A 23,068-nucleotide genomic window follows, 5' to 3' on the forward strand; every position below is an offset into this window, starting at 1 on the left:
CTTGTTCACGTCAGGACTGTCAGGAATATCAGCCGTCCTGCGCCCACGTGCGTCATCCCCGACTAGATCGGGATCCATCGGCCGCGCAAAAGTGACGGTGTTATGTTTTTACGAGAAACCGGCAAACGCCACGGCACTCCGAGAACGCGCTGGCAATGAGTGGATCCCCGGTCAAGCCGCGGTTGATACTGAATCCAAAAGGAATTTCTGGAACGGGTCTCAACGCGAGGCGATTTGAAAGCTCGTGACAGTCTTCGCTAACAATCAGACACGTCTCGTTGCTGCTGCCTGCCAAAACATCGGCACAGAACCAGAGGACGCATCCCTCTTCAGACTGCAAACAACTCCCGCACCTCCGGCCACATTGCTCCTTCATGATGTGCGGCAATCGCAAGGAACGTTTCCAGAAACTCGAAACTCGCCTCGTCATGCGCGAGATGATGCGTCAGCAGGCCGACAGGTTCACTGTTTGTGTTCCGCCGACGGGTGAGTTGCAGGTCGAATCGCAGACGGGCGCTTTCCCAGCCGATGAAACGGACCTGCTTTTTCCACTTCAGAATGTCGATATGCGATTGAACCTGATGGGGATGCGGGAAATTGTGAAAGGTGAAAGTGGAAAGTCCGGGCAGGCCAATGCCGGGCAGACGTCGTGCGATCTCGGGATCAATCCTGTTCCAGGGCGGTACGATCGCATGGATGAACCTGGCGCCGAACAGAGCTTCAAGCCTTGCCTTGCCATCATCAAGTTGCGCCATCAACTCGTCCGGATCACGCCGGGACCCGAGTTCGGCTGCCTTTTCCCGTTTTGCCTTGAGCTGGAAATTCCTGTGCTGCCAGCCGTGCTGCAACACGAAAGTGTGCGGTTCGTTTGAAAGCCGTTCACCAAGCGCTTCCGTTGCATCTTTGGGGATGACTGCAAGAGCCAGGTCAACGCCGTGTTCATTGGCGAGCTTCAGCATGCGCTCAAGGGCTGGGGTCGGCTCGATGGCATCGTCGTCCCGCCACCAGAATCGCACCTTTCGGCCTCTCTCCGCGAACCAGTCAAGGTGCTGAACAAGTTCGTCTTTGAAGCGCTGCTGATCGGTCGGCAATGAGATTGAAGTCAAGGAAACGGTCCGGGTGGTTCAATTGCGGGAGGCGGTGAACAGGAAATATCCAATCGAGGCGAAGACGTGGTTGTTTTTGCGAAGCAAGTCAATGGCACCGCGCCATTCCTCCAATTCACCCGCGGAGACGACGCCAGCTTCGTTTGCATGCGACCCGATGCTATTGAAATAGGAAGCTCCCAGGTCCTGAGGAAAGATCAGGACCCTCGTTGCAATCTCTATATCTGCAAATCCGAGGTCCTCCAGGGCCGCAGCCAGCGGACCGGGAAGGTAGCTCTGCTCGACCGCCTGGGAAGTCTCGTGATCCACAATCCGGCGCATGAGCAGGCGATCGTCCGTGTTGATTGTGTTGGTTGAAAAATCAGGCTCGATCAGCGCCATGCGGCCACCTGGTTTCAGAACGCGCTCCATTTCGGCGAGCGCATTGGAAAAGTCCTTCAGGTAGATAAGAATGCGTTCGGCGCGGACACAGTCAAATGTATCGTCGGCAAAGGGGAGGCGACGCGCATCTCCAACTTTGTAGTCGACTTCAAGCTCAGCTGTTCTTGCCCTTCTGATTGCCTCATCGACAAATTCGGGACTGACGTCGACGCCCGTCACGCGGCCTGTAGGGGCCACTTTTTTCGCCAGGCGCAGTGTTTCCAGTCCGAAACCGCACCCGACATCCAACACGGACTTTCCCGGTGCCATATTGGTGCGCTCAATGGCCAGAGACTTCAGCTCCTGCAACTGCGGAATACCGTCGAACGCTTCCAGTGCCTTGATGTATTCGGACGTCTCGTGAACCTGGTTCATCGACTTGAAATGACGCAATTCCATTGACTGCAGCCTTTCCCGCTCTGTTTCTGTTCAGGGTGAGTGTTCCGCGGACCGAGCTTGCAGATCGCGCACCAGGATGTCGGCACTTGTCTCGGCACCGCCGAGCTGCACCTGGTGATGACTGCGCGGCAGGGCAAGGGCATCATCGACGGCGGCCGCAAGACGTTCGGGGGTCAGTCCGGCCTCCGGTGTGACAACAGCGCGTCCATGGTGCGCAAGAGCCTCCGCACGCTGGCCTTGTTCGGTCTCGTTTTCCTGCGCGAAGGGGACAAACACCGCCGGAACACCCGCGATCAGAATGTCGAGAACGGTGTTGTAGCCGGCCTGGCTGACCGACAGGCGTGCACGCTTCAGGAGATCAGGGAAATCTCGGCGGGCACGCTCAACAATGACACCTTTTGGAGCGCTCAACTTATAGATCGAAAAGGCGTCTTCCGATATGTCATGGCCGATCAGCACGCGCCAGGTTGCATCTTCGGCCCGGCGGGAGAGAGGTTTTGCTTCAAGCGCCGCCAGGAGCAGTCCTTCAGCCACTGCACCGCCGCCGCAGGAAACAACGATTTCGTCCTCCCCGTCGCTGCCTTCTGCCTGAGGACGTTCGTCTCCACTTGCGTATCCGGTATACCGGACAAGGTGATTTACCCGCTCGGCAAAGGGAAAGCTGTCTTCAAGCTGGATGAAATCCGGATCGGCATGGATCAGGACGCGGTCATAGTAATTCAAGGCCTGGTCCGCCATCCATTCCTCTTTCCAGAGTTCCTTCTTGCGCACGAGGATATCCCGGATCGATGTTGCGATGACGGGTGGATTCGTCATCGACTTCGCATGGTTCAGGAGCGGGGTCAGCTCGAAATCCAGTTGCCGCCGCCCGAAGGGATAGGTTTCAGTCAGAAGGAGATCGCAGTTCTTCGAACCAAACGCTTGAATCGATGCTTTAACGCGTGCGGATTTCCATTCATCGTCAATATCTTCACCGTCCAGCGTGACAAGCCGCTTGAAGGCAGCATCCGGGCTGCGGCACGCCGGAAGTTCGACAATTTCGAGAGGTCTCGTGTCGAGGGTCGGCGGGATCGTGTTGCCGCTTGCCAGCGTCACGTCGCCACCTTTTTTTGCCAGCGCCTTGCCGATGTTCACGGCACGGACGACATGACCGGTCCCAAGAAGGTGCTGGACGTGGATGAAGGCCGTGAACCTCACGTCAGTTCCGCCTCTTGCCTGTGTGAATGGTTGCTAATGGCGCATCGTGCCAGATCATCAAGCCGTTTTGCACCGGCAGCCAGTGTGTGATTTTCAGCAATGTGTTTCCGAGCTGCCCGGCCCATCCGGTCAGCCAAAGCAGGATCATCGAATACGCGCTGCAGGTTGGCCGCGAAGGCGGCTGCATCACCTTCAGGAGACAGGAGACCCGTTTCTCCGTTCACAACGATATCGGGAACGCCAAACGTGTCGCCTGCGATCACACCGGTGCCGCTCGCCTGTGCTTCCAGGAAAACCAGACCAAAAGCTTCGCGGATCGCCGGCCAGACAAGAAGATCGTGACACGCATATTGCTCGGGGAGCCGATCGGGAGGCAAGGCGCCGAGCCAGGTTGTTCTGGCCTCGCGAAAAAGCGAAAGGATGTGGTCCTTGTTGGGGCCATCGCCGATGATGGTTAGGTGCCATGGCAGGTCATCGATCCGCTCCAGCGCCTTTGCCAGAACCTCATAGGACCGTGTCTTGTCGCCGTCGCGCATCATTCCCACCGCAAGGAGTTTCAGCGGCGGCATTGCCTCAATCCGGGCAGCCTCCGGTATCTCTTGAAAGGCCGCTGCATCCAGAAAGGGCAAAAGCACTGTCAGCCTGTCGCCTGGCACCACCGCTCGCAGGCATTCGGCGTCCGCATGATGCAGTGCCGCCACCGCATCAGCTTGTTTCAGGGCAGCATCGGCTGCCGCGAAGCCGAACGCCCAATCCCCCTTCTCGCGCTTGGGAGCGCGACTTGCCTCGACGATCGCATAGGGCAGGTCGAACTGGCCTGACAAGAATGGTCCGATCCAGTCCGGCGCCTTGTGATAGAGGTGGTAGGTCAGAAACAAATCGGGACGGTATCCGTCTTGCCGCCATTCCTGCGCGATCTGATCTGCTTCAGCTAGTGCTTCAGCGCGAACCATCCCCTGAATCGTATTGCTGCCTTCCCGCCGCCAGGATCGGAAAGTGCTCGCGGTTCGCACGTCATGTCCAGCCGACTGGAGCGCCTTGACGATCAATCGCCCCATGGTTCTGTCACCGGAGGGGACCGGATGGTCCAATGGTTTCATCGGAGCGGTGAAGGCGATTTTCATGTGCCGGTCTCTGTTCTGATCTCAGAGCACCTTACGAAATTTTTCGGCGAGGCGGTCAAGTCCCGGATCTGTCGAGAAGTGCGTCCTCACCCTCTTGGCCGCAGCGAGTCCGAGTTTCTTGCGCTGCGCGGGATCCTTGACAAGGGTCTCGAGCGCGATGCTGAGCTGGTCCGGGCTGCCGGGATCGACGAGAACCCCTGTTTCGTCCTGCACAATCAGCTCCGGAATTGCCGAAACCCTGGTGGATAGACAGCATAACCCCATGGACTGGGCTTCCATCAGGACATTGGGAAGTCCGTCGCGGTCTCCCGACCGGGCAAGTTTGGACGGCAGCACGAACAGGTCCGCCTGCCGGCAGGCCGCGATCACTTCTTCCCTGGGTTGGGCACCGCGCCAGTTGATCCTGGCAGACAGGCCCAGTTCGTCCGCTTTTGCCTTCAGCTCGTTCGAAAGTTCGCCGCCGCCGATATGCGTGAACTGCCAGTTGAGTGCGTCGGGAAGCATGGCAAGCGCGGTGAGAAGATCGTCATAACCCTTTTTTTCAACAGCGCGGCCGACGGAAACGAGACGCACCGGTTCGCCGCTGCCGTCTCGTGTCGGAACAGCGTTTTCAGGTTCAGGGAAACCGGAAAAATCAAGTCCGTGATAGAGCAGTTCCACTTTTTCCGGATCGACGGACAAACTCTTGAGATAGTCGGCATTGACACGTGTGCAGGTCACGCCCCAGTCCGCGTCGTTGATCTTGGTTCTCAAATCCCATTCCGGGCTGGTCCAGATGTCTTTGGCATGTGCAGAAAACGACCACTTTCGTCCGCTCAGGTGCGCCGCGTAACGTGCAGCAGAACAGGGCGTATGCAGGTAGTGGGTATATATCCACGAAACGTCCTGCGGCAGTTCATGGGCGAACACGCAGCCCTGTGCCCATCTTCTACGACGATCGGCATTGGGTTGGCGGCTGAAATCTGCATCGAACAGCGCCTTTGCCGCCTCGAATGACGGTTGCCTTCTGGCCCATTGCTTCGCTCTGGCAACCCTTGCCGGATCGTCCCTGACATATTCAGGAAGATACATGATCTCGGCGGATATCTGCCGGTGCAGGTCGTGAATATAGGGATCATAGGGTTTGCGCAGGGCGACAATCAGGATCTCGACACCACGCCGTTCAAGGCCGAGCATTTCCTGGGCAATGAAGGTTTCGGACAGGCGCGGATAGCCTTTGACCACGACGGCAATTCGAGACATTGGTGTCACTGTTCCAGGAATTGATTAGAAGTGTGGTCTATTTGAAATTGACCAGTTTGCGCTCACCGTCTTCCGACTGATGAGCGTTGAAGATTTCGCCGACGCGCGTTGAAATGACGTTCAGTCCGTCAAGGAGCTTGTCGACGCCGGCCGACGAGGGCGGCTTCAGGGCAGGGAGGTCGGACAGCGCAGTGGCCATCAGATCGGAATCCGGATAATTGTCGATCGGCAGAACTTTCAACAATCCGCTCTTTTCCGCACGTTCCGCGCGAATGGCTTGTTCCCGGCGGGGAATGACACGCGGGACAAGCAGGGTCGGTTTGTCGAAGGAGAGGATCTCACAAAACGTGTTATAGCCACCCATGCCGACAATCGCCGTCGCATTGGCCAGATAGGGCTCAATTTGCGGTGTGAAGCGAATGATCTCCACGTCCCGCAGATGTTCTGCGCGTTCGCTGAATTGCGCCGCAGCTGCTGCAGGCATGAACGGACCAAGGACGATCAGGGCCGGAAAGAGCGGTCGCTGGCGAGTTTCATACGCACGCATGACCCAGTCGACCATTTCGACACCGTCACCTCCGCCGCCCGGCGTCACCAGAATGTATGGTTCTTCACCAAATGGTGTTGCATCCGGATGCTCCAGCGATGATTCCGGGAGTTCGCGTCGCAGATAGCCAGTGTAGCGCAACTTCTCCATAACGCCGTCCGGTATGTCGATCCCGTCAAGCGGGTTGCAGATGTCCTGTGGTCCATAGACCCAGATTTCATCGTAAAGGTCGTTCAGCGCAGGGTAGACGTTTTTGCGGTCCCACTCTTCCTTGAGGACCTGCGGATCGTCCATGACGTCGCGAAGACCGAGCACAAGTCGTGTGTCTGTGTTCTTCAGGGCTTCCAGAGTTCCGAGAACTTCGCCGCGCAGACCAAGCGGCTCCTTGTCCACAATGAAGATATCCGGCTCGAAAACTTTTGCGGTGTGTTCGATTATGGACGAGCGAATCGCGAGCGTTTGGTCAATATTGATATGAAGCGACAAAGGCGTGTATTCACCGTTGCGCAGTTTTATCACGCCGGGGATGCGCACGAAGTCGACACGCGAACGGAATTCGAAACTGCCAATGATGGGGGAGCCGGAAAGAATAAGTACGGACAGTGTATCGAAATCACCAACAAGGGCTTGAGCGATTGCGCGACACCGCCGCAGATGACCCAGACCGAATGAATCATGGCTGTAGATCAGAATTTTCGGCGTTTTGGAACTCATACTGCCCCTGATTTGTAATGCTGCCCTTGGAAGCTTATGTCTCAAGTGATTGGTCGTTGTCACGTCCGGAAGTGCACGGATGCGTGTTTTTTGGCAACAAGCGGTATTAAACTGGTTGTGGCAAATGCTAATCCCGGCTAGCACATCGAAGATGGATCGCTAATATACCAAAATGGTCTGCTTGAACAGAATAGATCCATAAGTGTTTGGATGAGCTAATGGAAAAAAGCCTTTTTCGCTTTATCTGGAAGTATAGTGCCCGACAGCAGATCTTTATTATCTTGGTCACCGTGTTCACATACCCGGTGGTCTATTTCCTGCTTGAACTGCCGAAGCTGATCGTCAACGACGCGGTTCAGGGAGACAATTTTCCGCGCGACATTCTGGGTTTCGATTTTGATCAGATTCCCTATTTGGTGTTGCTTTGTTTCACCTTTCTCGGGTTGGTCGTCGTTTCGAACGGCTTGAAGTTCTATCTGAATATCTACAAGGGCCGGCTCGGTGAGCGCATGCTGCGCCGGCTGCGCTTCGAGCTCTTTCAGCGCGTCCTGCGATTTCGACTTCCGCACTTCCGTAAAGTAAGCTCGGGCGAAATCATTCCGATGATCACGTCCGAAGTCGAGGATGTCGGCGGATATATCGGTGAAGCATTTGCGTTGCCGGCCTATCAGGGTGGAATGCTGGTTGTTCAGATCGGCTTCATTTTCATGCAGGATCCGTTGCTGGGTCTCGCCGCCATAAGCTCCTATCCGATCCAGGGCTACGTCATCCCGTTGTTGCAGAAGAGGGTCATCCTGCTGTCACGCAAACGGGTCAAGAATGTTCGCATCATTGCCGACAAGGTCGGCGAGAGCATTACCGGGGTTGCCGAAATTCACGCAAACGACGCCGCAGCCTGGCATTCGGCGGATATTTCCGACCGCCTCTATGAGAACTTCAAGATCCGGTATGAGATTTTCAACCGGAAATTCCTGATCAAGTTCCTGAACAACTTCATGAACCAGCTGACACCGTTCTTCTTCTACCTGATCGGTGGGTATCTGGTGATTCAGGGCAACCTCAGTATCGGTGCGCTGCTTGCGGTGATCGCCGCATACAAGGATCTGGCAGGCCCATGGAAACTCCTGCTGTCCTTCTATCAGATGACCGCGGATGTCAGCGTGAAATACCAGACGGTTGTTGAGAATTTCGATCCGTCAGACATTTACGACACTGAACGGCTGACCGCCGACGAGGACGTCAAACTTGACGGCGATGTCAAATTCGACAGCGTCAGCTTCTCCGGAGGTGCCGCGGGGCAGGAGGTCATGGATATTTCTCTGACCGTACCGGCACGAACAGAATGCGCGATCGTCGGACCAGACGGTTCCGGGCGTTCGGAAGTTCTGCAATTGGCCGCGGGGCTCGTCTCCGCGTCTTCCGGCAAGGTCCTGATCGGTGACTATGATCTGGACAAGCTGACGGATTCGACCCTTGGCCGGGAAATCGCCTATGTCGGCGGTGCGGTGCATGTCTGGACCGGCACCATCCGCGACAATCTCTATTACGGTCTTCGCCACCGGCCGCTGGTGCTGCCTGAGCGGGAAGGCGATGAGCTGAAGCAGTATAAACGCCGGGTGAACGAGGCAAATCAGACCAGGAACCCGGTTTACGATCTGGCCGCGGACTGGAATGATCTGACTGCGGCGGGTGTCAAATCAGACGAGGAGCTGGACGCAAAGGCGCTGGAACTGCTCGAAACGGTCAGTCTGGACAACGATATCTACAGGCTCGGACTGCAATCCAGGTTCGATCCGTCGATGAATGATGCATTTGCGGAAAAGATCCTGAATGTCCGCAAGAGCCTAGCGGGTCGGATAGCCAATGAACCCAAGCTCAGCGGCCTTGTCGAACTCTGGAATCCCGACAGCTTCAATGCGAGCGCAAGCCTTGCTGAAAACCTGTTCTTTGCGGTTCCGTCCGATCCCGAGATAACAATGGACCAGGTGCCGGATCTGGAGGAGGTCAAAACCTTCCTCGCCGACACCGGGTTCGACCAGAAACTGCAGGAGATCGGGCTCAAGATTGCAGAGACCATGCTTGAACTCTTCGCCAATGTCTCCGGCGACAGCGGCCTTCTGGGGTCTTACTCCTTCATCAACCAGGACGATTTGCCGGAATTTGAAAGGATCGTTCGGATTGCGAAATCCGGGCAGCAGCGGCCCGGTTTGACAGATTCGGACCGATCCCGATTGACCGGGTTGGCATTCAAACTTGTCCCGGCGCGCCATCGTCTCGGTGTAATGACCGACGAGCTAAGGGATGAGGTGATCGAGGCCCGGAAACGTTTCCTGGAAAGTGTCGTCAAAACCAGCGACAGTTTCGTTGCCTTTGATCCGGAGGTCTATTTGCCGCCGCTGACGATCGAGGACAATCTTCTGTTCGGCCGCGCGCGCGTTGACCGGCGGGATGCCCGTCGGCGTATTGACGATGTAATTCGTACAATCGTTGAGGAAACCGGGCTGCGATATCCGATTATCTACGCAGGCTTCGGCTATCATGTTGGCGTATCCGGGTCGCGCCTGTCTGCGGGTCAGCGCCGGCGCATCGCGCTGGTTCGCGGTCTTTTGAAAAACGCAAAAATCACCATATTGGATGATATTGCTACCGGCCTGACCGAAGATGACAAGGCCCTGCGCGAGGGCTTGAGACAGTTCCTGTCCGGCAAGACGTTCCTGTATGGCACCTCGAATGCCGAAATCGCGTCCGAATTCGATCAACGCTTTGTTTTGGATCAGGGACGGATATCAGATAAAGCATAAAGACATATTGGTGCAGGTACGTAGGCGGAGAACCTTCGGCATCCAATTGCATACACAGATGTAAATATGCAAGAAGAACAATGAAGTCGGGAGCAAACTATGACGCTAGAAACGGAAGTCGAAGCCCTTCGGAAGGTGCCGCTGTTCCATGGCATCGACGAGACCAAGCTGCGTCTGCTGGCATTTATCAGTGAGCGGACGGAGTATCCCGCACGTGAGCGTCTTTGTTCGCAAGGAGAAGATGGCGATTGTGCCTTCATTATTCTGTCCGGTGCCGCGGATGTGCTCGTGGATACTCCGGAAGGAGAGAAAAAAGTCGCACAGGTCGCCGAAAACTCGATCGTCGGTGAAATCGCAATTCTGTGCGATGTCCCGCGAACGGCGACATTGGTTGCTGCAAGCGACATGGATGTATTAACGGTATCCAAAGATGATTTCCTGAAACTACTGAAAGAGTTTCCGGATATTTCGCTGGAAGTCATGCGGACTTTGGCATTGCGCCTCGAGCGGACAACCCGCGATCTGGCCGACGCCCGCCGGGGAACCTCCGGTGGTTAGGGAGTAAAACGTGGCAGATGAATTCTTCCTTCGCTGCTGGGGTGTAAGAGGATCTACTCCGACACCGGGGTCGAGCACGCTGCGTTACGGGGGAGAGACCTCCTGTTTTGAAATCCGGGCGGGAGACGCCCTGGTGCTTGTCGATTGCGGATCCGGAGCACGAAATTTCGGGATGGAACTTTGCCAGGGCAAGGTGCGCAAGTTCGATCTGTTGTTCACGCATACGCATCTCGACCATATTTGCGGGCTGCCGTTCTTCAAACCGGCCTATGATCCGAATTTTGAGGTCACTGCCTGGGCGGGCCATTTTCAGGATGAGACGAACCTGGTTGATATCGTCAGCAGGATCATGTCGCCGCCGATTTTCCCGGTCGCCGCCAAAACGCTAAAGGCCGTCGAATTCAAATCATTTACCGCAGGGGATGAAATTCCCCGCTCAGACGACCTTGAGATACGCAGCATACGGCTGCATCATCCAGGCGGAGCCTGTGGATACCGATTTGATTATCAGGGCAAGTCCATTTGCATCATCACCGACCACGAACATGGAGACCCGGAGGTCGATGCGGCCCTGCCGGCATTCGTGAAGGATGCGGACGTGATGATATATGACGCCATGTTCACCGACGATGAATATGAGACCTTCAAGGGATGGGGTCACTCGACCTGGCAAAAGGCCGTGCAGCTCGCCCGTGCCGCGAACGTCAAGACGCCGGTCCTCTTCCATCACGACCCCCGCCGTTCCGACGACGAACTGGACGAGATCGGACTGGCTGCGCAAGATGCCTATCCAGGGACGCTCGTCGCCAGCGAAGGCATGATCCTGAAGCCTTAGGGTCAAGCAGGCCGGACTGCCTGATACCCGGCAGCGAGCATCTTCATTCACCCTTGTATCTCTGAAGAATTGTTTCGGCAGAATGAAACGATTTGATCGAACTGGGCCGAATGCGCCAGAGCGAACCGGTTGATGCGCAGGACGCTCCCGGTCAATCGTGTATTTAGATGAAAAAACGGCGGCCCAAATGGCCGCCCAAAAAATAACATAGCATAAAAAATTTATCGCTTGCCGAATGCGGGAATGCGGGAATTCCCATGCTGCATCCGGAAAACAGTTCGAGCAACCTAAATAGCCGCTGCAGCGAACTGCACTGCACGATCAACACTTGTTTACTGGAACTATGCGCCGCATGCATGATCCAAATGGACTATATCAGGCTATAAATTATGAGTTGCAGGCCGGTTGTGCCGCGTCGCTGCACCAAAGAAACAGCCGCTGACACTTGGGGGGTGGTGTGGTTCTAACCGCGGAAAAGTACATTCAATTGTCCAATCTGGCTGTGGCAGCCGCAATGGATCCAGACGAGTGGCAGGTGTTTATTGAGGCCGTTGCCGGTGCGATGCCCTCGCACGTGTGTACTCAGCTCATCGGATACGACAAGGCCACCAATGCGGCTCCGTTGGCCTATTCTTCCGGATATGATCCGGAAATCCTGAAACTCTACGAGACGTATTTCGCCGACAGGAATCCGTTTGCGGTGAATTTTCCCAAGTGCGGGATCGGTGATGTGATCTCGAGTGCTGAACTTTGTGCACCGGATACTTTGAAACGAACCCAGTTTTATGCGGATATCCTGCTCCCGCTTGAGGATCTGTATGCAGGTGGTGGCTCCATGCTTGCCTTCGATTCCGATCGCATGTTCCTGCTAGGCGGCAACATGCGCGCAAAGGACAAGGAAAAGTATGAAGGCGACTGGCTGCGGCTTTGTGCAAGTCTGGCGCCGATCATTCGCCAGTCACTTGAAATCAATCGCATGATCACGGGGTTGAAGTTCGAGAAATGGGCGGCAGAACGACATCTGCTCGGAGCGGGGACGGCCATCGTTGTCGTGAATTCGGCGATGATGATCCACTACGCGTGTCAGGGAGCTGAAAATCTGATTGCATGCGGAAAATTGATAGGCAGTGACCTGATGCGCCGCCTGAAATTCCGCTCCGGAAAGGTTCAGGCGCAATTTCTTTCTCATATTGGTGTCCAGGCAAGCGACAATCCGAACATGTTCAAGAATGTCAGACTTTACGACAGGGACGGGCAGGAATGGATCTGCCGAACAATGGGGATGCGTCTGGGAGATCTGGACAAGTCACCTTTCGGAACCTTTGTAACAGGTTCCGGCTTGGCGACGGTTCTGGCTTTCAAGCCGGTTTGTAACCGGTCGACAACTCTGAAAAGATTGCAGAATTCCCTGTCCTTGAGCAAGGCTGAGGCAGAGTCCGCGCTCCTGCTTTCAGAAGGACTGACGCCAGGCGAAATCGCGGCGGAACGGGATGTCAGCATCCATACCGTGCGTAACCAGATCAAAGCGGCCCTGTCAAAAACCGGATGTCACAGGCAGCGTGAACTCGTTCACAGGATCGAACAGCTCGGGCTCCTGTCAGGCCGGTAGACCCTCCACCTTCACGAACGGTCACTTTCACGCGCACCTTGTTGCGTATTAGCTGCCGAAGGGAGAAACTCCGGTCACAATTTGATATTGGACCGTTATGAGCTCAATTACCCAATCCCTTCGCTACATCCTTCAGGGCGGACCACCGGAAACAGGTTTGCCTGACCGGGTCCGCGCGGAAATCCGTGCACGCGAAGATTCCTCCGAGCGCCTGATCAGTTGGGTGCAGCTGGGGCTTGTTCTGTTCTTTTCCTCGCTTTACGCGATCGCCCCCAGGGCGGAAGGCACGGCGGGCTTCAATTTTGTGCCGATTGCACTGGGCGCCTACTTTCTGTTCACCGTCTTGCGTCTTGCGCTTTCGTATCGGTTCGAGTTGCCCCAGTGGTATTTGCTCATATCGATCGGTGTCGATATGGCGCTCCTCGTTGGCCTGATCTTCTCTTTCCATATCCAGTATGATCAGCACCCGGCCTTTTACCTGAAAACACCAACGCTGATGTATGTGTTCATCTTCATTGGGCTGAGAGCGCTCAGGTTTGATCCGCGTTTTGTTCTGACAACAGGAATAGTTGCCGTTGCCGGCTGGCTTGGGCTGGTGTTCTACGCCGCCTTTGCGGACATGGATTCCATGCGGGTGACGCGAAACTATGTCGAGTATCTGACCGGAAACTCGATCCTGATAGGTGCGGAACTCGACAAGACCATGGTCATCTTTGCCGTGACCATCATATTGTCCGTTGCGCTTTACAGGGGGCGGTCAATGTTGTTCGAGGCAACCCGCGATCAGGCTGCAGCAAAGGACCTGCGCCGTTTTTTTGCTCCCGAGGTTGCTGCGTCAATCACGGATGCGGGTACCTCGCTTGAGGCCGGCGAGGGGAGCCTGCGGGAGGCGGCGATCCTTTATGCCGACATACGTTCGTTCACATCAACCTCTGCTACCTTGCCACCCGAAAGTGTTCTGTCCGTTCTGGCCGAGTACCAGAATCTTGCTGTTGAGGTCATCAATCAGGAAGGCGGTCGCGTGGACAAGTTTCTGGGCGACGGCATACTTGCCACCTTCGGCGCCGTTCACCCGTCGGATTCCTATGCAGCCGATGCGCTGAGAGCCGCCGAAAAACTCGTGGATTGTGTTGCCAACGAGCAGCAGCGCTTTCGTGATGTCGGGTGGCCAGGACGGCTGCGGATCGGCACAGCCGTTTCGGCCGGAACAGTAACGGTAGGTGTTATCGGTTCTAAAAACAGGCTCGAGTTTACGGTGATCGGCGATGCCGTCAATCGCGCTGCCAAGCTGGAAGACGCGAACAAGGCGCAAAAGTCCGCCTCGCTGACAGATCAGGCCACCTGGGATCTCGCCATTGCGCAAGGCTATGATGCCAAACCCGTTGAAACCCGGCCGCATGTGGAGGTGGCCGGCATGCTTAGGCCGGTTGATCTTGTGGTTTTGGTCGACCAGTGAGAACCGCATCGCAAGGACAGGGAAATTCGTCACTGCGTTAAAAGATGCCGCTGACGACATGAATACGCTTGACCGACAGCCAATTCTTCGCCACTTTGTCGAAAAATTGACGTTATCGTCAATTTGATTGAATTAACATAATAGAATCATGGAATTGAACTCCAAAGGAGGTTCCCTTGAATCTGGACTCAGCCTTATCGGCGATCGTGACCGGCGGTGCGTCGGGATTGGGCGCGGCTACAGCAAGGATGCTGGCCGGGGCGGGCGTCAGAGTAACAATATTCGACCGAGACCCTGAACGGGGCCAGGAAACTGCCTTTGATATCGGCGGCGTCTTCGCGGATGTGGACGTTACCAGCCAGGCCAGCGTTGAAGCTGGATTTGAACGGGCGCGCAGCGCCCACGGACAGGAGCGGATCCTCGTCAATTGTGCCGGCATTGCCCCGGTAGCCAAAACGACATCCCGGGGTGAACCGCACCCGATGGATATGTTTGAAAAGGTCGTGGCGGTCAATCTGGTCGGCTCGTTCCGCTGCCTTTCCATTGCATCCACCGGCATGGCCACTCTTGATCCGGTGACGCCGGATGGCGGCCGCGGTGTGATTGTCTCAACGGCATCCGTTGCAGCTTTCGACGGTCAGATTGGACAGGTTGCCTATGCTGCGTCGAAGGCCGGTGTTGCCGGCATGACGCTCCCCGTAGCCCGGGATCTTTCGAAATCCGGCATCCGGGTGATGACGATCGCTCCCGGCATTTTTGAAACGCCGATGCTGCTCGGCTTGTCGCAGGAAGTGCAGGACTCGTTGGGCCAGCAAGTGCCGTTTCCGTCCCGTCTCGGGAAAGCAAATGAGTTTGCCCAACTCGTCCGATCGATTTGCGAGAACGACATGCTGAACGGGGAAACCATTCGTCTGGACGGTGCTATCCGAATGGCGCCGCGCTAGCGCGAGCGGGCCGGACGCTCGTCGTTCACGATTGCCAAGGAATTTTCGAACCGGTGAAATCCGGTCCGGGTGTTTTCCCGCGCCTGCAATTCAGCTAACAGTGCAACCAAATTCCTTTTTGTTTGACGCCAACTTGATCCTGGCACAGGTTGTCTTCGACGCGGATTTTTTTACGGATTTGAAGATGACTGAGAAAATGCACGAGCTTGCGCCGCATCACCTGCCTTTTTTTCTTCCAAAGGCAGACGGCAGCGACCAGATGATGTTGACGGTTCTGATCTTCCTCATTGTGATTGTTTTGCTCTTGGGGACGTTCTATCTGTACCTTCATTCACTGCCCGAGCGGCTGGCGCACAAGCATGGCAGAATTCAGTTCGAGCTTGTTGCGGTCCTGGGATTGCTGGCTCTCTTCACCCACAATCAGATCTTCTGGGTTGCTGCTCTTGTGCTGGCGTTTGTCCAGCTGCCCGATTTCATGTCGCCACTTGAGACGATCGCGAACTCGGCAAGCAGAATTGCGCGGAAATATGACGGAAAAAATGTAGAGTCGGTGGATCCGATTGATGATGAGCCCGAGTTCCCGACGGATCCGGACGATAACGGGCAGTTTCCTGAAAGCGGAGCGGAAGAAATTCAGATCGCCGAGCCGGGGTCGCCCTCGAAGAACACAGAAAAAGCGTGAGGGGAGGCAGGATAGATGTTTGAGACCCTTTTCTGTTCCATGGTCACGCTCCTTCCCGATTATCTGTTCCGACGTTATGTTCAGGGCAAGCGCATAGGCCATGAGATAACGCTTTATTCGGTCTGGTACGAACTGCGTTACGGCATCGTCTCCTGCCTGATGCTCACGATTTCGCTGATTACGCTGATATTCTATTTCCATCCTTCCTCGACGAGCGCTGTGTCAACGTTCCGCGTGCTTCCTATCCTGCCTGAGGGCTCGGGGCGGGTTGCAGAGGTCTTCATGCCGCTGTCGCTTGATACGGAGGTCAAGGCAGGCGATCCACTCTTCAAACTGGACAGCAGCCGCCAGGAAGCCGATGTCACCACGGCAAAGCAGCAAATTGTTGAAATCGAGGGCGAGATTGCGCTCGCTCAAAGCGAGCTTGCCGTTGCAAATGCTGAAGTCGAGCAAGCGGAAGCCTCGCTCAAGCAGGCCCAGGACGAACTTGATACGAAACAGGAACTGTTCCAGCGGAATGCGAATGTGGTCAGCGAGCGGGATATCGAAAAGCTTCAGACCACGGTAGATGCACGTCAAGGTGCCCTGGCTGCGGCACAGGCCAACAAGGATCTGGTGGAAACGAAGATCAATGTGGCCTTGCCCGCAACTCTGGAGAGTGCGCGAGCACGAGAACAGGAAGCGGAAGTCGAGCTGTCCAAGATGACCGTTTATGCCGGTGTTGACGGAACCGTCAGTCAGTTCGTCCTGCGCCCCGGGGATATCGTGAACCCGCTGATGCGGCCGGCTGGCGTCCTGATTCCGGCAGACTCCCAGCAGGAGCGCATCGTCGCCGGTTTCAGCCAGATCGAAGCCCAGGTCATGAAGACCGGCATGGTCGCGGAAGCCTTTTGCCCTTCAGTCCCTTTTACGATCATACCCCTGGTCGTAACGGATGTGCAGAACGCAATCGCCTCCGGGCAGGTGACCGCAGGTAGTCAGCTTTTCGATGCGTCACAGACTTCAGGCAAGCAGGGCACTGTCACGGCGATCCTCGAACCGCTCTACGAGGGCGGGCTGGACAAGTTGCCTCCCGGTGCGAGTTGTTCGGTAAACGCCTATACAAGCAATCATGAGAAGTTGTCGTCGGACGAGAACCTGGGCACGGGTGAGTTTGTCTTCCTGCATGTTGTCGACACCGTCGGCATTGTCCATGCGATCATGATCCGTGGCCAGGCACTGAGATACCCGATTACCGCGTTGGTGCTCACCGGTCACTGAGCACAATCGAAGCAGCGCGGATGGCTTCTGTCATTCGCGTGATTTTTGGCGTTTCTTCAGGGTTGGTGCCGAAACGAGTAAGTGTGAAGCAGTTTTTACTGATCGCACCAGAACAGGTCATTTTCGACAGCGTTCGTTTTAAAGACAATATAGGTAAAGGGATAATCGAAAGGGTTCTCCGTCCTGTGAACTTCCAATGGTTCACAGGTCAGTGTTTGCCCCGGTTCCAGGTCTATCCGGTTGTCATCGATCCAGAAAACGCCTTTCCCGGATATGACATGAAACACTTCGGTGCAGGACTTGTGGAAATGATCATTCACCTGTGTGTGGGGTGGTATTTCAACCAGCTGCACAAGCCCGCCTTCCAGGTTAACCTCCTTGTCCCGAAGGAGTATTTTCTTCCTGTAGCCTGAACCATTGGTCCAGGCGACCTCTTCGTTTCTCACGAGCCTCATCCGTCCCTCCCGACTGCTGACCGGAACGTAAAATGCTCGTTCCGGTAGCGCTGCCACACAAGGTGGCGTTGCAATAGTCCGGAGTGTTTCAGAAGAAAACGCCAAAATCTGGCCGTCGCCTCTGTCAGCGCTCGATAATTTTCAACGCAGGATCGTGACTGCCGGTCACGGTCCTGCGTTTTGGTGCTTGTTAGTCGGCGTAACTGACGATTTCGAATTCGATGCCGTCGTCATCATCGAAGTAAAAGCGGCGACCGGGTTCGTAGTCCTGATGATTGTGGGTCTTGTAACCGCCGGCCTTGACGCGCTCTTCGGTGGCATCAAGGTCATCGACGACGACCGCAATATGGTTGAGGCCGCCATGATGGCTATAGCTCGTGCCGTTGACCGGTGTCGTGTTGTGAGACGGGCTGTACGCGGCTATGTAACTTGTCTCGTTGCCGATGTGATAGGTCGTCCCACCGTTGAGCGCCGCGCCTTTCCAGCGCACTTTCCAGCCGAACCAGTCTTCCAGGCGTTTTGCCATTGCTTCCGGATCGCGAACGGTCACATTTACATGTTCCAGAAACGGGGTGCTCATCGCAGTGTCCTTTCAAGGTTTCAATCCTTCTGGACACCTGACATAATTCCTCAAGTAAACTTGAGGTCAAGAGCAAAAATGAGAATATTTTGAACAGGGTTATGAAAGGTAGTGACCTCCTCTCGATCGGAGAGTTGTCGGAAAGGACAGGGCTGTCCGTATCAGCGATCCGCTTCTACGAGGAAAAGGGTCTGGTTCATCCCGTCCGAAACAGCGGTGGGCAAAGGCGCTTCCTCAGGGCCGACATCCGGCGTTTGTCCTTTGTGCTTGTGGCTCAGGAATTCGGCTTCACGATTTCGGAAATATCACGACAGCTGGCCGGACTTCCGGAAGGAAGGGCTCCGAACAAGGCGGACTGGACCCGGATCAGCAGAGAGTTTCGGAAACATCTCGATGAACGCATCGAACGGATGACCGCGCTCAGGGACAAGCTGGATGCCTGTATAGGCTGCGGCTGTCTTTCGATGAAATCCTGCAGGCTCTATAACGCTGGCGACGCCGCATCCCGCCATGGGCGAGGACCGCGCTATCTGCTTGGCGACAAACCGGATATTGTTGAAGCCTAGACGGCTGCAACAGGCGGATTCCGTCACACCACATGAACAGAAAACGCGCCGGTTTTCGGCGCGCCTTCTTTTCTTGGTCTGGTTTGAAAAGTGTCAACGATTGTCCAGCTGGGACCGGACCCTTCGCAGTCCCAGCGGTGTAATCCTGTAGGGACCACTGTTTCGTGACGCAATCAGGCGTTTGTATTTGAGTTTACGAAACAGCCGTAGAGAGCAGCCTCCCCAGTACCAGCCATCCCGTGTGATCGTTTCCTGTTTGGTGATGCGGCCTGCCTCGTTCTTTTCCACGAGAATACAGCCACCTTGTGCGAGCAGGTGCAAGACCCGCTGCTCGGCTTTTGATATGTCCATCGATGTCTTTGAGAACCTGAATCTGAATGCAAGAATCCGGTCGCTGCAGCAGATCGCATGCCGCGCCGTGTTGCATGACCCGACTGTCTTCAGTCGGGGATTACCGGGACTCTTGTGATCCGGACATAAATCCTCTCAAATTCTGTGGGGCCGGGTATCATGGAGTTGAAGAACTGACAATACCTGCAGAAACGTGGCCTAGCCGAATCGAGGCGGTTCAGGCCAAGGTGTTGCGGATTGGTTTCACCCGTGGTGATGAGGTCATTCAGCTGCGTTCAGCTGGCCAGTAGCCATTTTCGGGATGTCTTGAAACTGCTATTGCAGTGACATCTTCTGATCCGCACAATCCGCAGGAAAGAGTTTCGCTCAGGGCGGAAACTTTCTGGTTTTGCGAGAACCGGGCACCGTTCATGTAACGGAAACGGCCACAGTGACCACATAAGATCGCAAGCCTGCGGTCGGTTTTACCCAAGGCTTCGATAGTGGGATCGTCGGATGGTGCGGGTGAGGCAACGGTCATGATAAAAACTTACAAACAATAGTGTCCGAAGTTCATCGGACATAAAATAAGGTTCAGTAGGAAAGATAACACAAGGACCGGAAGAGTAAAACAGAGAATATGTAGGTGAACCGAGATTTATCTCACTGCAGTGTCGGTCGATTGTTCGACGATTTATTCACGGCAATCAGCATCATGGCAATGATATTTGACCGTTTAGAAAAGTTTATTTTGACCAACTAGAATAATCTCTCTGGCGCAATCGGCGTGATGCAAGGCAGATTTTGTCTCGCATTTCAGTGGAGCCAGCGATAAGAGGGGGTATGGAAATGCTATCTGATACCTGGTTTGATCTCTTCGGGATGTCCGGACTCCTAAACCCGTTCGCGCTTGTCATCGGCGGTTATCTGGGATGGCGGGCCGATGGAGCTCAAAAACTCTGGATTGCCGGGTTTGCCGCAGCGGCACTTTCGCTGATCCTGGAAGCTGCAGTCGGCATGTTGCAATTGCCGCAGCTGATTTCACAGGACGCGGGTGCCCTGGCGATGTTTCCGTTTCGCTTCGTTGGTGGTGTTCTGGCCGGCAGCCTGGCATTCTGGCTGAACAGGCAACGCAACAAAACCTGACTGCCAATCCATGAGGAAGATCAGTCTTCCAGCCAACTGTTGAAGAGTTCTGCGTTGGGACAGTTCTTCATCGGGTGAGTTGCACCATCCGGGTGATCGGAAAGCCACTGTTTGCAGGCCTCGGTATTCCGGCAATTGATACAGCGCACGGCTGCCGATCGTATGGCTGCATTCGAGTGAATTCCGGTAGGCATGTTCTTCATGGCACCGATCGCATCGAGCATTCGACCCATCAGTTCCGCACGCTCATTGAGGCGATCCATCCAGTTCAAGCTGTTTCTCCTTCTTCAGGACTGATGTTGAAATCGGCTCCGGTCGGTCGTCAGGGCATTGCTTTGCCGGGCTGCCATCTCCTGTCAGATTCACCTCAAGGATGGGCTGTTGAATTCAAGTTGGCATTGATCAGGGTCAAGTCTGGGCACAGCTTAAGAAACCGGCCATACTGTAAGTCTATGATTCTGCAGTTCCGCGATTGCGTGAGGCAGTGCGATGGTCGAAACAGTAAGCGCTCAACCGCTGACGCTGGGTCCCGGAATTGCCGTGGGATCACAGAGGCTTGAGCCTGGTCTTGAATTGAAAGCAAAGGTGGAGACCAATCTGCCGGGTGGTGTCGTGCGCCTGGCGACTGCCGATGCCAAGATCGACTTGCGGGTCCGGACACCGCTCCCGCCGGGTACGGAAGTGGTTGTTACCGTGACAGGTAGCAGACAGAACCCTGCCATTCAGATCACGACTGTTCCCCCTCAAGGTCTTGACGGCAGCGGCGCTCAGGTGAAACCTCAGGCCCAACCTCAACCCGTTCCGCAACCTGGTTTTCAGCCGCAGCCTCAAAATCCGCCGCAGCTTCAAGGTCAACTGCCGCAACAGCCGCAACCTCAGATCCAGCCCCAACCTCAACCCCAGCCCCAGAAGGTTCCGCAACCCGGAATCGTTGCAGGGCAGCTAAAAAGTGAAGCCGCGGGTATCCTTCAAACGCAGCCGAACGTGGCACAGGCTCGAACCGCTCCAGTTGCTTCAAATTCCACTCAAGCCCCACAAGCCCCACAAGCGCCGCAGGCCTCACTGGCGCCACAGGCCAATGCGCAGGCCCCGCGAGCGGCAGGACCTGTATTTCAGGCCACTGCCGAGCAAACCGGGGGGCGGGCCTTGCACTTGCCGACGGGTCAGGCACCGGTCCACTCCGGAACCACGCAAACAACGCCTGTTCAGCCGGCACAAACGCAAGTCGCTCCTCGCACCGAAGGTTTCAGACCGGGCGGATCTTTCATTCCACCAGGTCTGGCCGGAACTCCTGCAAAAAGCACTGCACCGCTGCAACCTGCACAGGTCACTGTCAATGCGGGTGGATCGCCAATTGATCTGCCCGCTGCCGGCAATCTCCCCCAGGTCTCGGGTTCTGTTCCAGCACCGTTGCCAGGAAATTCTACAGCGCTGCCGCAAACCGGAAACACAGGGCCGGCACCGGCGCCGACCGCGCCGACAACCTCAACGGCACCCGCGTCTCCGGCGACACCCATTTCGTCCGGACCTGTTACCGCATCCGCTGTATCGATTTCAGGCCCTTCGAGCCAGGTAATCAAGCCGCTGCTTGCACAACCTAAAGTAGGCACTGATACAGTCATAGCCAAAGGGCAAGTAAGCCCTGCCGCTTCACGCGGTCCTGTGCCCCCCACAGCGCCGGTTTCCACAGGCACGACGACAGCGCAACCTGCTTCTCCAGGAAGCACTACACCCGGAAGCGTTACGCAAGGGAGTGTTGCGCAAGGGAGTGTTGCGCAGGGGAGTATTGCGCTGGGGGGCGGGACGAGTGCGACCGGCACTGTTGCAGGCCAGTCAGCAACTGGCCCCTTGCCATCGTTACCCGGACAATTGCCCGGTCGGCTGGCGGCTCCACCCGGACCATTGACGGCGCAACCCGGCGTGACGACCCAAAGCGCGGCTTCCCCGAACATTGCAGGCCCAACTGTCAGCGGCATTGTTCAGGCGCCTATTGGACCGGTTTCCGCTTCCGCAATTACATCCGGGGCGACGGGAGCCAAGTTGCAGGCAGGGGAAGGTTTGCGTGTTGCTCAAAGCCAGCCTTATCAACCCGCCGGTTTGACGAGCAATAGTCGGGAAAGTGCTCCGACAAACGTTGCTGCGTCAAGCACTCAGGCACCGGTTAGGGAAATTGCACGTCAGTTGATGCAGCCACTCGGCGAGCAACAATCGGGTCTTGGAAATCTGTTCGCACAGGTTGGGAGTCTGATGTCCGCACAGGCAAGCGGGCAGGTATCGATGCCTGATCCTGTGGTCAAGGCAATGCAGCAGATCCTCGGATTAAGGCTGAACACTGTACAGAAACCGACGGCTGCCGGCCTTCAGCAAGCAGTTCGCCACTCGGGGCAGTTCAGGGAGGCAAATCTTGCACTTCCCGGTCAGGGGAGTTCGGCTGGCCAGGGGGATCTCAAGTCCGTTCTGCTCTCCTTCAGATCGATCCTGCAGCAATTTGGTAGCAAGGGCCAGGTGACCCGGCCTGCCAGCCAGCCCTCCGTACCGACATTGCAAGGCCCTCCTCAAGCGCAGGCGCAACAAGCCGCCAGCGGATTCTGGACAGGTGCGGCTCCGCAGAACCTGCAGTCATTGCTGAAGGAAACCGACGCTGCGCTTGCCCGAATGCGGATGACGCAACTCGTCAACTCGGGTCTTGCGGGCGACGAACGGCAAAAGCTGGGTACGCGTCCGATGGATATCGTGCTGGAACTGCCTCTTTCGCTTGGTCAGGAAACCGCCGTTATGCAAATGCAGGTTGGCAGGGATGGCAGTGGGCAGGAGGAAGGAGATGAGGACGAACAGGCCTGGCGGCTTCGTTTCGCACTCGACCTCACGGCAACAGGCCCTCTGGAGGCAGCCGTCAGTTTGCGCGGCGGCGGAACGTTTGTCAGCCTTTGGGTGGATCGCAAGGAAACTTTCGACAACCTGAATTCCGTTCGTGAATCAGTCGAAGCGTCATTTGCCGATGCTGGACTCGATCTGCAGGAGTTTCGGCTCGTCCGGGGTTTGCCGCCCAGAACGGCGGCGAAATACGGCGCGCTGATCGATCGGCAATCATAGGAAA

At 56.0% G+C, this 23,068-nt stretch carries 22 protein-coding genes; 11 read left to right on the forward strand and 11 right to left on the reverse strand.

The annotated features are described in order from the left end of the window. Positions 1–329 precede the first annotated feature (329 nt). From ACO6TI_RS15760 to ACO6TI_RS15785, 6 genes are read right to left on the reverse strand one after another with little or no spacing between them, the layout of a single operon-like run. Positions 330–1,106, reverse strand: coding sequence for a polysaccharide deacetylase family protein (locus tag ACO6TI_RS15760; RefSeq protein ID WP_422385275.1), 777 nt, complete (start codon positions 1,104–1,106; stop codon positions 330–332). Positions 1,107–1,124: 18 nt separating this feature from the next. Next, positions 1,125–1,925, reverse strand: coding sequence for a methyltransferase domain-containing protein (locus tag ACO6TI_RS15765; RefSeq protein WP_082442763.1), 801 nt, complete (start codon positions 1,923–1,925; stop codon positions 1,125–1,127). A gap of 30 nt (positions 1,926–1,955) precedes the next feature. After that, positions 1,956–3,122, reverse strand: coding sequence for a glycosyltransferase family protein (locus tag ACO6TI_RS15770; RefSeq protein WP_422385276.1), 1,167 nt, complete (start codon positions 3,120–3,122; stop codon positions 1,956–1,958). After that, entirely contained in the window at positions 3,119–4,246 is a 1,128-nt protein-coding gene (locus ACO6TI_RS15775) for a glycosyltransferase family 4 protein (protein ID WP_422385277.1), read from the reverse strand. The genes ACO6TI_RS15770 and ACO6TI_RS15775 overlap by 4 nt, the downstream gene beginning before the upstream one ends. Before the next feature lie 21 nt (positions 4,247–4,267). Next, positions 4,268–5,488, reverse strand: a complete 1,221-nt coding sequence (locus ACO6TI_RS15780; protein ID WP_422385278.1) for a glycosyltransferase family 4 protein — start codon at positions 5,486–5,488, stop codon at positions 4,268–4,270. Between the two features lie 37 nt (positions 5,489–5,525). Continuing rightward, on the reverse strand, positions 5,526–6,749 hold the full coding sequence (locus ACO6TI_RS15785) for a glycosyltransferase family protein (protein WP_055112214.1): 1,224 nt from the start codon (positions 6,747–6,749) through the stop codon (positions 5,526–5,528). Between the two features lie 218 nt (positions 6,750–6,967). On the opposite strand from ACO6TI_RS15785, the gene ACO6TI_RS15790 reads away from it, so the two are divergent. From ACO6TI_RS15790 to ACO6TI_RS15825, 8 genes are all read left to right on the forward strand, one after another. Beyond that, positions 6,968–9,550, forward strand: coding sequence for an ABC transporter transmembrane domain-containing protein (locus ACO6TI_RS15790; RefSeq protein ID WP_055112215.1), 2,583 nt, complete (start codon positions 6,968–6,970; stop codon positions 9,548–9,550). A gap of 99 nt (positions 9,551–9,649) precedes the next feature. Then, entirely contained in the window at positions 9,650–10,108 is a 459-nt protein-coding gene (locus ACO6TI_RS15795; RefSeq protein ID WP_029066277.1) for a cyclic nucleotide-binding domain-containing protein, read from the forward strand. A 10-nt stretch (positions 10,109–10,118) separates the two neighbouring features. Beyond that, positions 10,119–10,943: an MBL fold metallo-hydrolase gene (locus tag ACO6TI_RS15800; RefSeq protein ID WP_055112217.1), complete on the forward strand. Its 825-nt coding sequence runs from the start codon at positions 10,119–10,121 to the stop codon at positions 10,941–10,943. 457 nt (positions 10,944–11,400) lie between these two features. Next, a complete protein-coding gene (locus tag ACO6TI_RS15805) occupies positions 11,401–12,552 on the forward strand; it encodes a helix-turn-helix transcriptional regulator (RefSeq protein ID WP_422385279.1) in 1,152 nt (383 codons plus the stop codon). 97 nt (positions 12,553–12,649) lie between these two features. Beyond that, on the forward strand, positions 12,650–14,008 hold the full coding sequence (locus ACO6TI_RS15810; RefSeq protein WP_055112221.1) for an adenylate/guanylate cyclase domain-containing protein: 1,359 nt from the start codon (positions 12,650–12,652) through the stop codon (positions 14,006–14,008). A 176-nt stretch (positions 14,009–14,184) separates the two neighbouring features. Continuing rightward, a complete protein-coding gene (locus ACO6TI_RS15815) occupies positions 14,185–14,952 on the forward strand; it encodes an SDR family NAD(P)-dependent oxidoreductase (RefSeq protein ID WP_055112223.1) in 768 nt (255 codons plus the stop codon). Between the two features lie 184 nt (positions 14,953–15,136). Beyond that, positions 15,137–15,634, forward strand: a complete 498-nt coding sequence (locus tag ACO6TI_RS15820) for a hypothetical protein (protein ID WP_422385280.1) — start codon at positions 15,137–15,139, stop codon at positions 15,632–15,634. Positions 15,635–15,649: 15 nt separating this feature from the next. Then, the gene (locus tag ACO6TI_RS15825) at positions 15,650–16,894 is read left to right on the forward strand and encodes an HlyD family secretion protein (protein ID WP_055112225.1); all 1,245 of its coding nucleotides are present in this window, start codon (positions 15,650–15,652) and stop codon (positions 16,892–16,894) included. Positions 16,895–16,989: 95 nt separating this feature from the next. Here the strand turns inward: ACO6TI_RS15825 and ACO6TI_RS15830 are convergent, their stop codons facing one another. Together ACO6TI_RS15830 and ACO6TI_RS15835 are read right to left on the reverse strand one after the other, a co-directional pair. Further along, a complete protein-coding gene (locus ACO6TI_RS15830) occupies positions 16,990–17,349 on the reverse strand; it encodes a cupin domain-containing protein (protein WP_029066270.1) in 360 nt (119 codons plus the stop codon). 190 nt (positions 17,350–17,539) lie between these two features. Continuing rightward, positions 17,540–17,929 carry a VOC family protein gene (locus ACO6TI_RS15835; protein ID WP_104703030.1) on the reverse strand — a complete coding sequence of 130 codons (390 nt, stop codon included), beginning with the start codon at positions 17,927–17,929 and terminating at the stop codon, positions 17,540–17,542. Positions 17,930–18,030: 101 nt separating this feature from the next. Between ACO6TI_RS15835 and soxR the strand changes: the two genes are divergently transcribed. Next, positions 18,031–18,495, forward strand: coding sequence for a redox-sensitive transcriptional activator SoxR (gene soxR / locus ACO6TI_RS15840; protein WP_055112229.1), 465 nt, complete (start codon positions 18,031–18,033; stop codon positions 18,493–18,495). A 93-nt stretch (positions 18,496–18,588) separates the two neighbouring features. On the opposite strand, the gene ACO6TI_RS15845 is transcribed toward soxR, so the two are convergent. Further along, positions 18,589–18,846, reverse strand: a complete 258-nt coding sequence (locus ACO6TI_RS15845) for a YjhX family toxin (RefSeq protein WP_029066267.1) — start codon at positions 18,844–18,846, stop codon at positions 18,589–18,591. 265 nt (positions 18,847–19,111) lie between these two features. Continuing rightward, entirely contained in the window at positions 19,112–19,366 is a 255-nt protein-coding gene (locus ACO6TI_RS15850; RefSeq protein WP_196895881.1) for a hypothetical protein, read from the reverse strand. A gap of 302 nt (positions 19,367–19,668) precedes the next feature. Here ACO6TI_RS15850 and ACO6TI_RS15855 point away from each other — a divergent pair, with 302 nt between their 5' ends. Next, positions 19,669–19,971, forward strand: a complete 303-nt coding sequence (locus ACO6TI_RS15855) for a hypothetical protein (RefSeq protein WP_055112233.1) — start codon at positions 19,669–19,671, stop codon at positions 19,969–19,971. Between the two features lie 20 nt (positions 19,972–19,991). Here the strand turns inward: ACO6TI_RS15855 and ACO6TI_RS15860 are convergent, their stop codons facing one another. Further along, complete coding sequence (locus ACO6TI_RS15860; RefSeq protein WP_035900960.1) at positions 19,992–20,234, reverse strand: DUF6455 family protein; 243 nt, start codon at positions 20,232–20,234, stop codon at positions 19,992–19,994. A 226-nt stretch (positions 20,235–20,460) separates the two neighbouring features. Between ACO6TI_RS15860 and ACO6TI_RS15865 the strand changes: the two genes are divergently transcribed. Continuing rightward, on the forward strand, positions 20,461–23,064 hold the full coding sequence (locus ACO6TI_RS15865; protein WP_422385281.1) for a flagellar hook-length control protein FliK: 2,604 nt from the start codon (positions 20,461–20,463) through the stop codon (positions 23,062–23,064). The last annotated feature ends 4 nt before the right edge of the window (positions 23,065–23,068 follow it).

It is taken from the genome of Roseibium album (genome assembly GCF_965233825.1).
Lineage (GTDB): Bacteria > Pseudomonadota > Alphaproteobacteria > Rhizobiales > Stappiaceae > Roseibium > Roseibium album.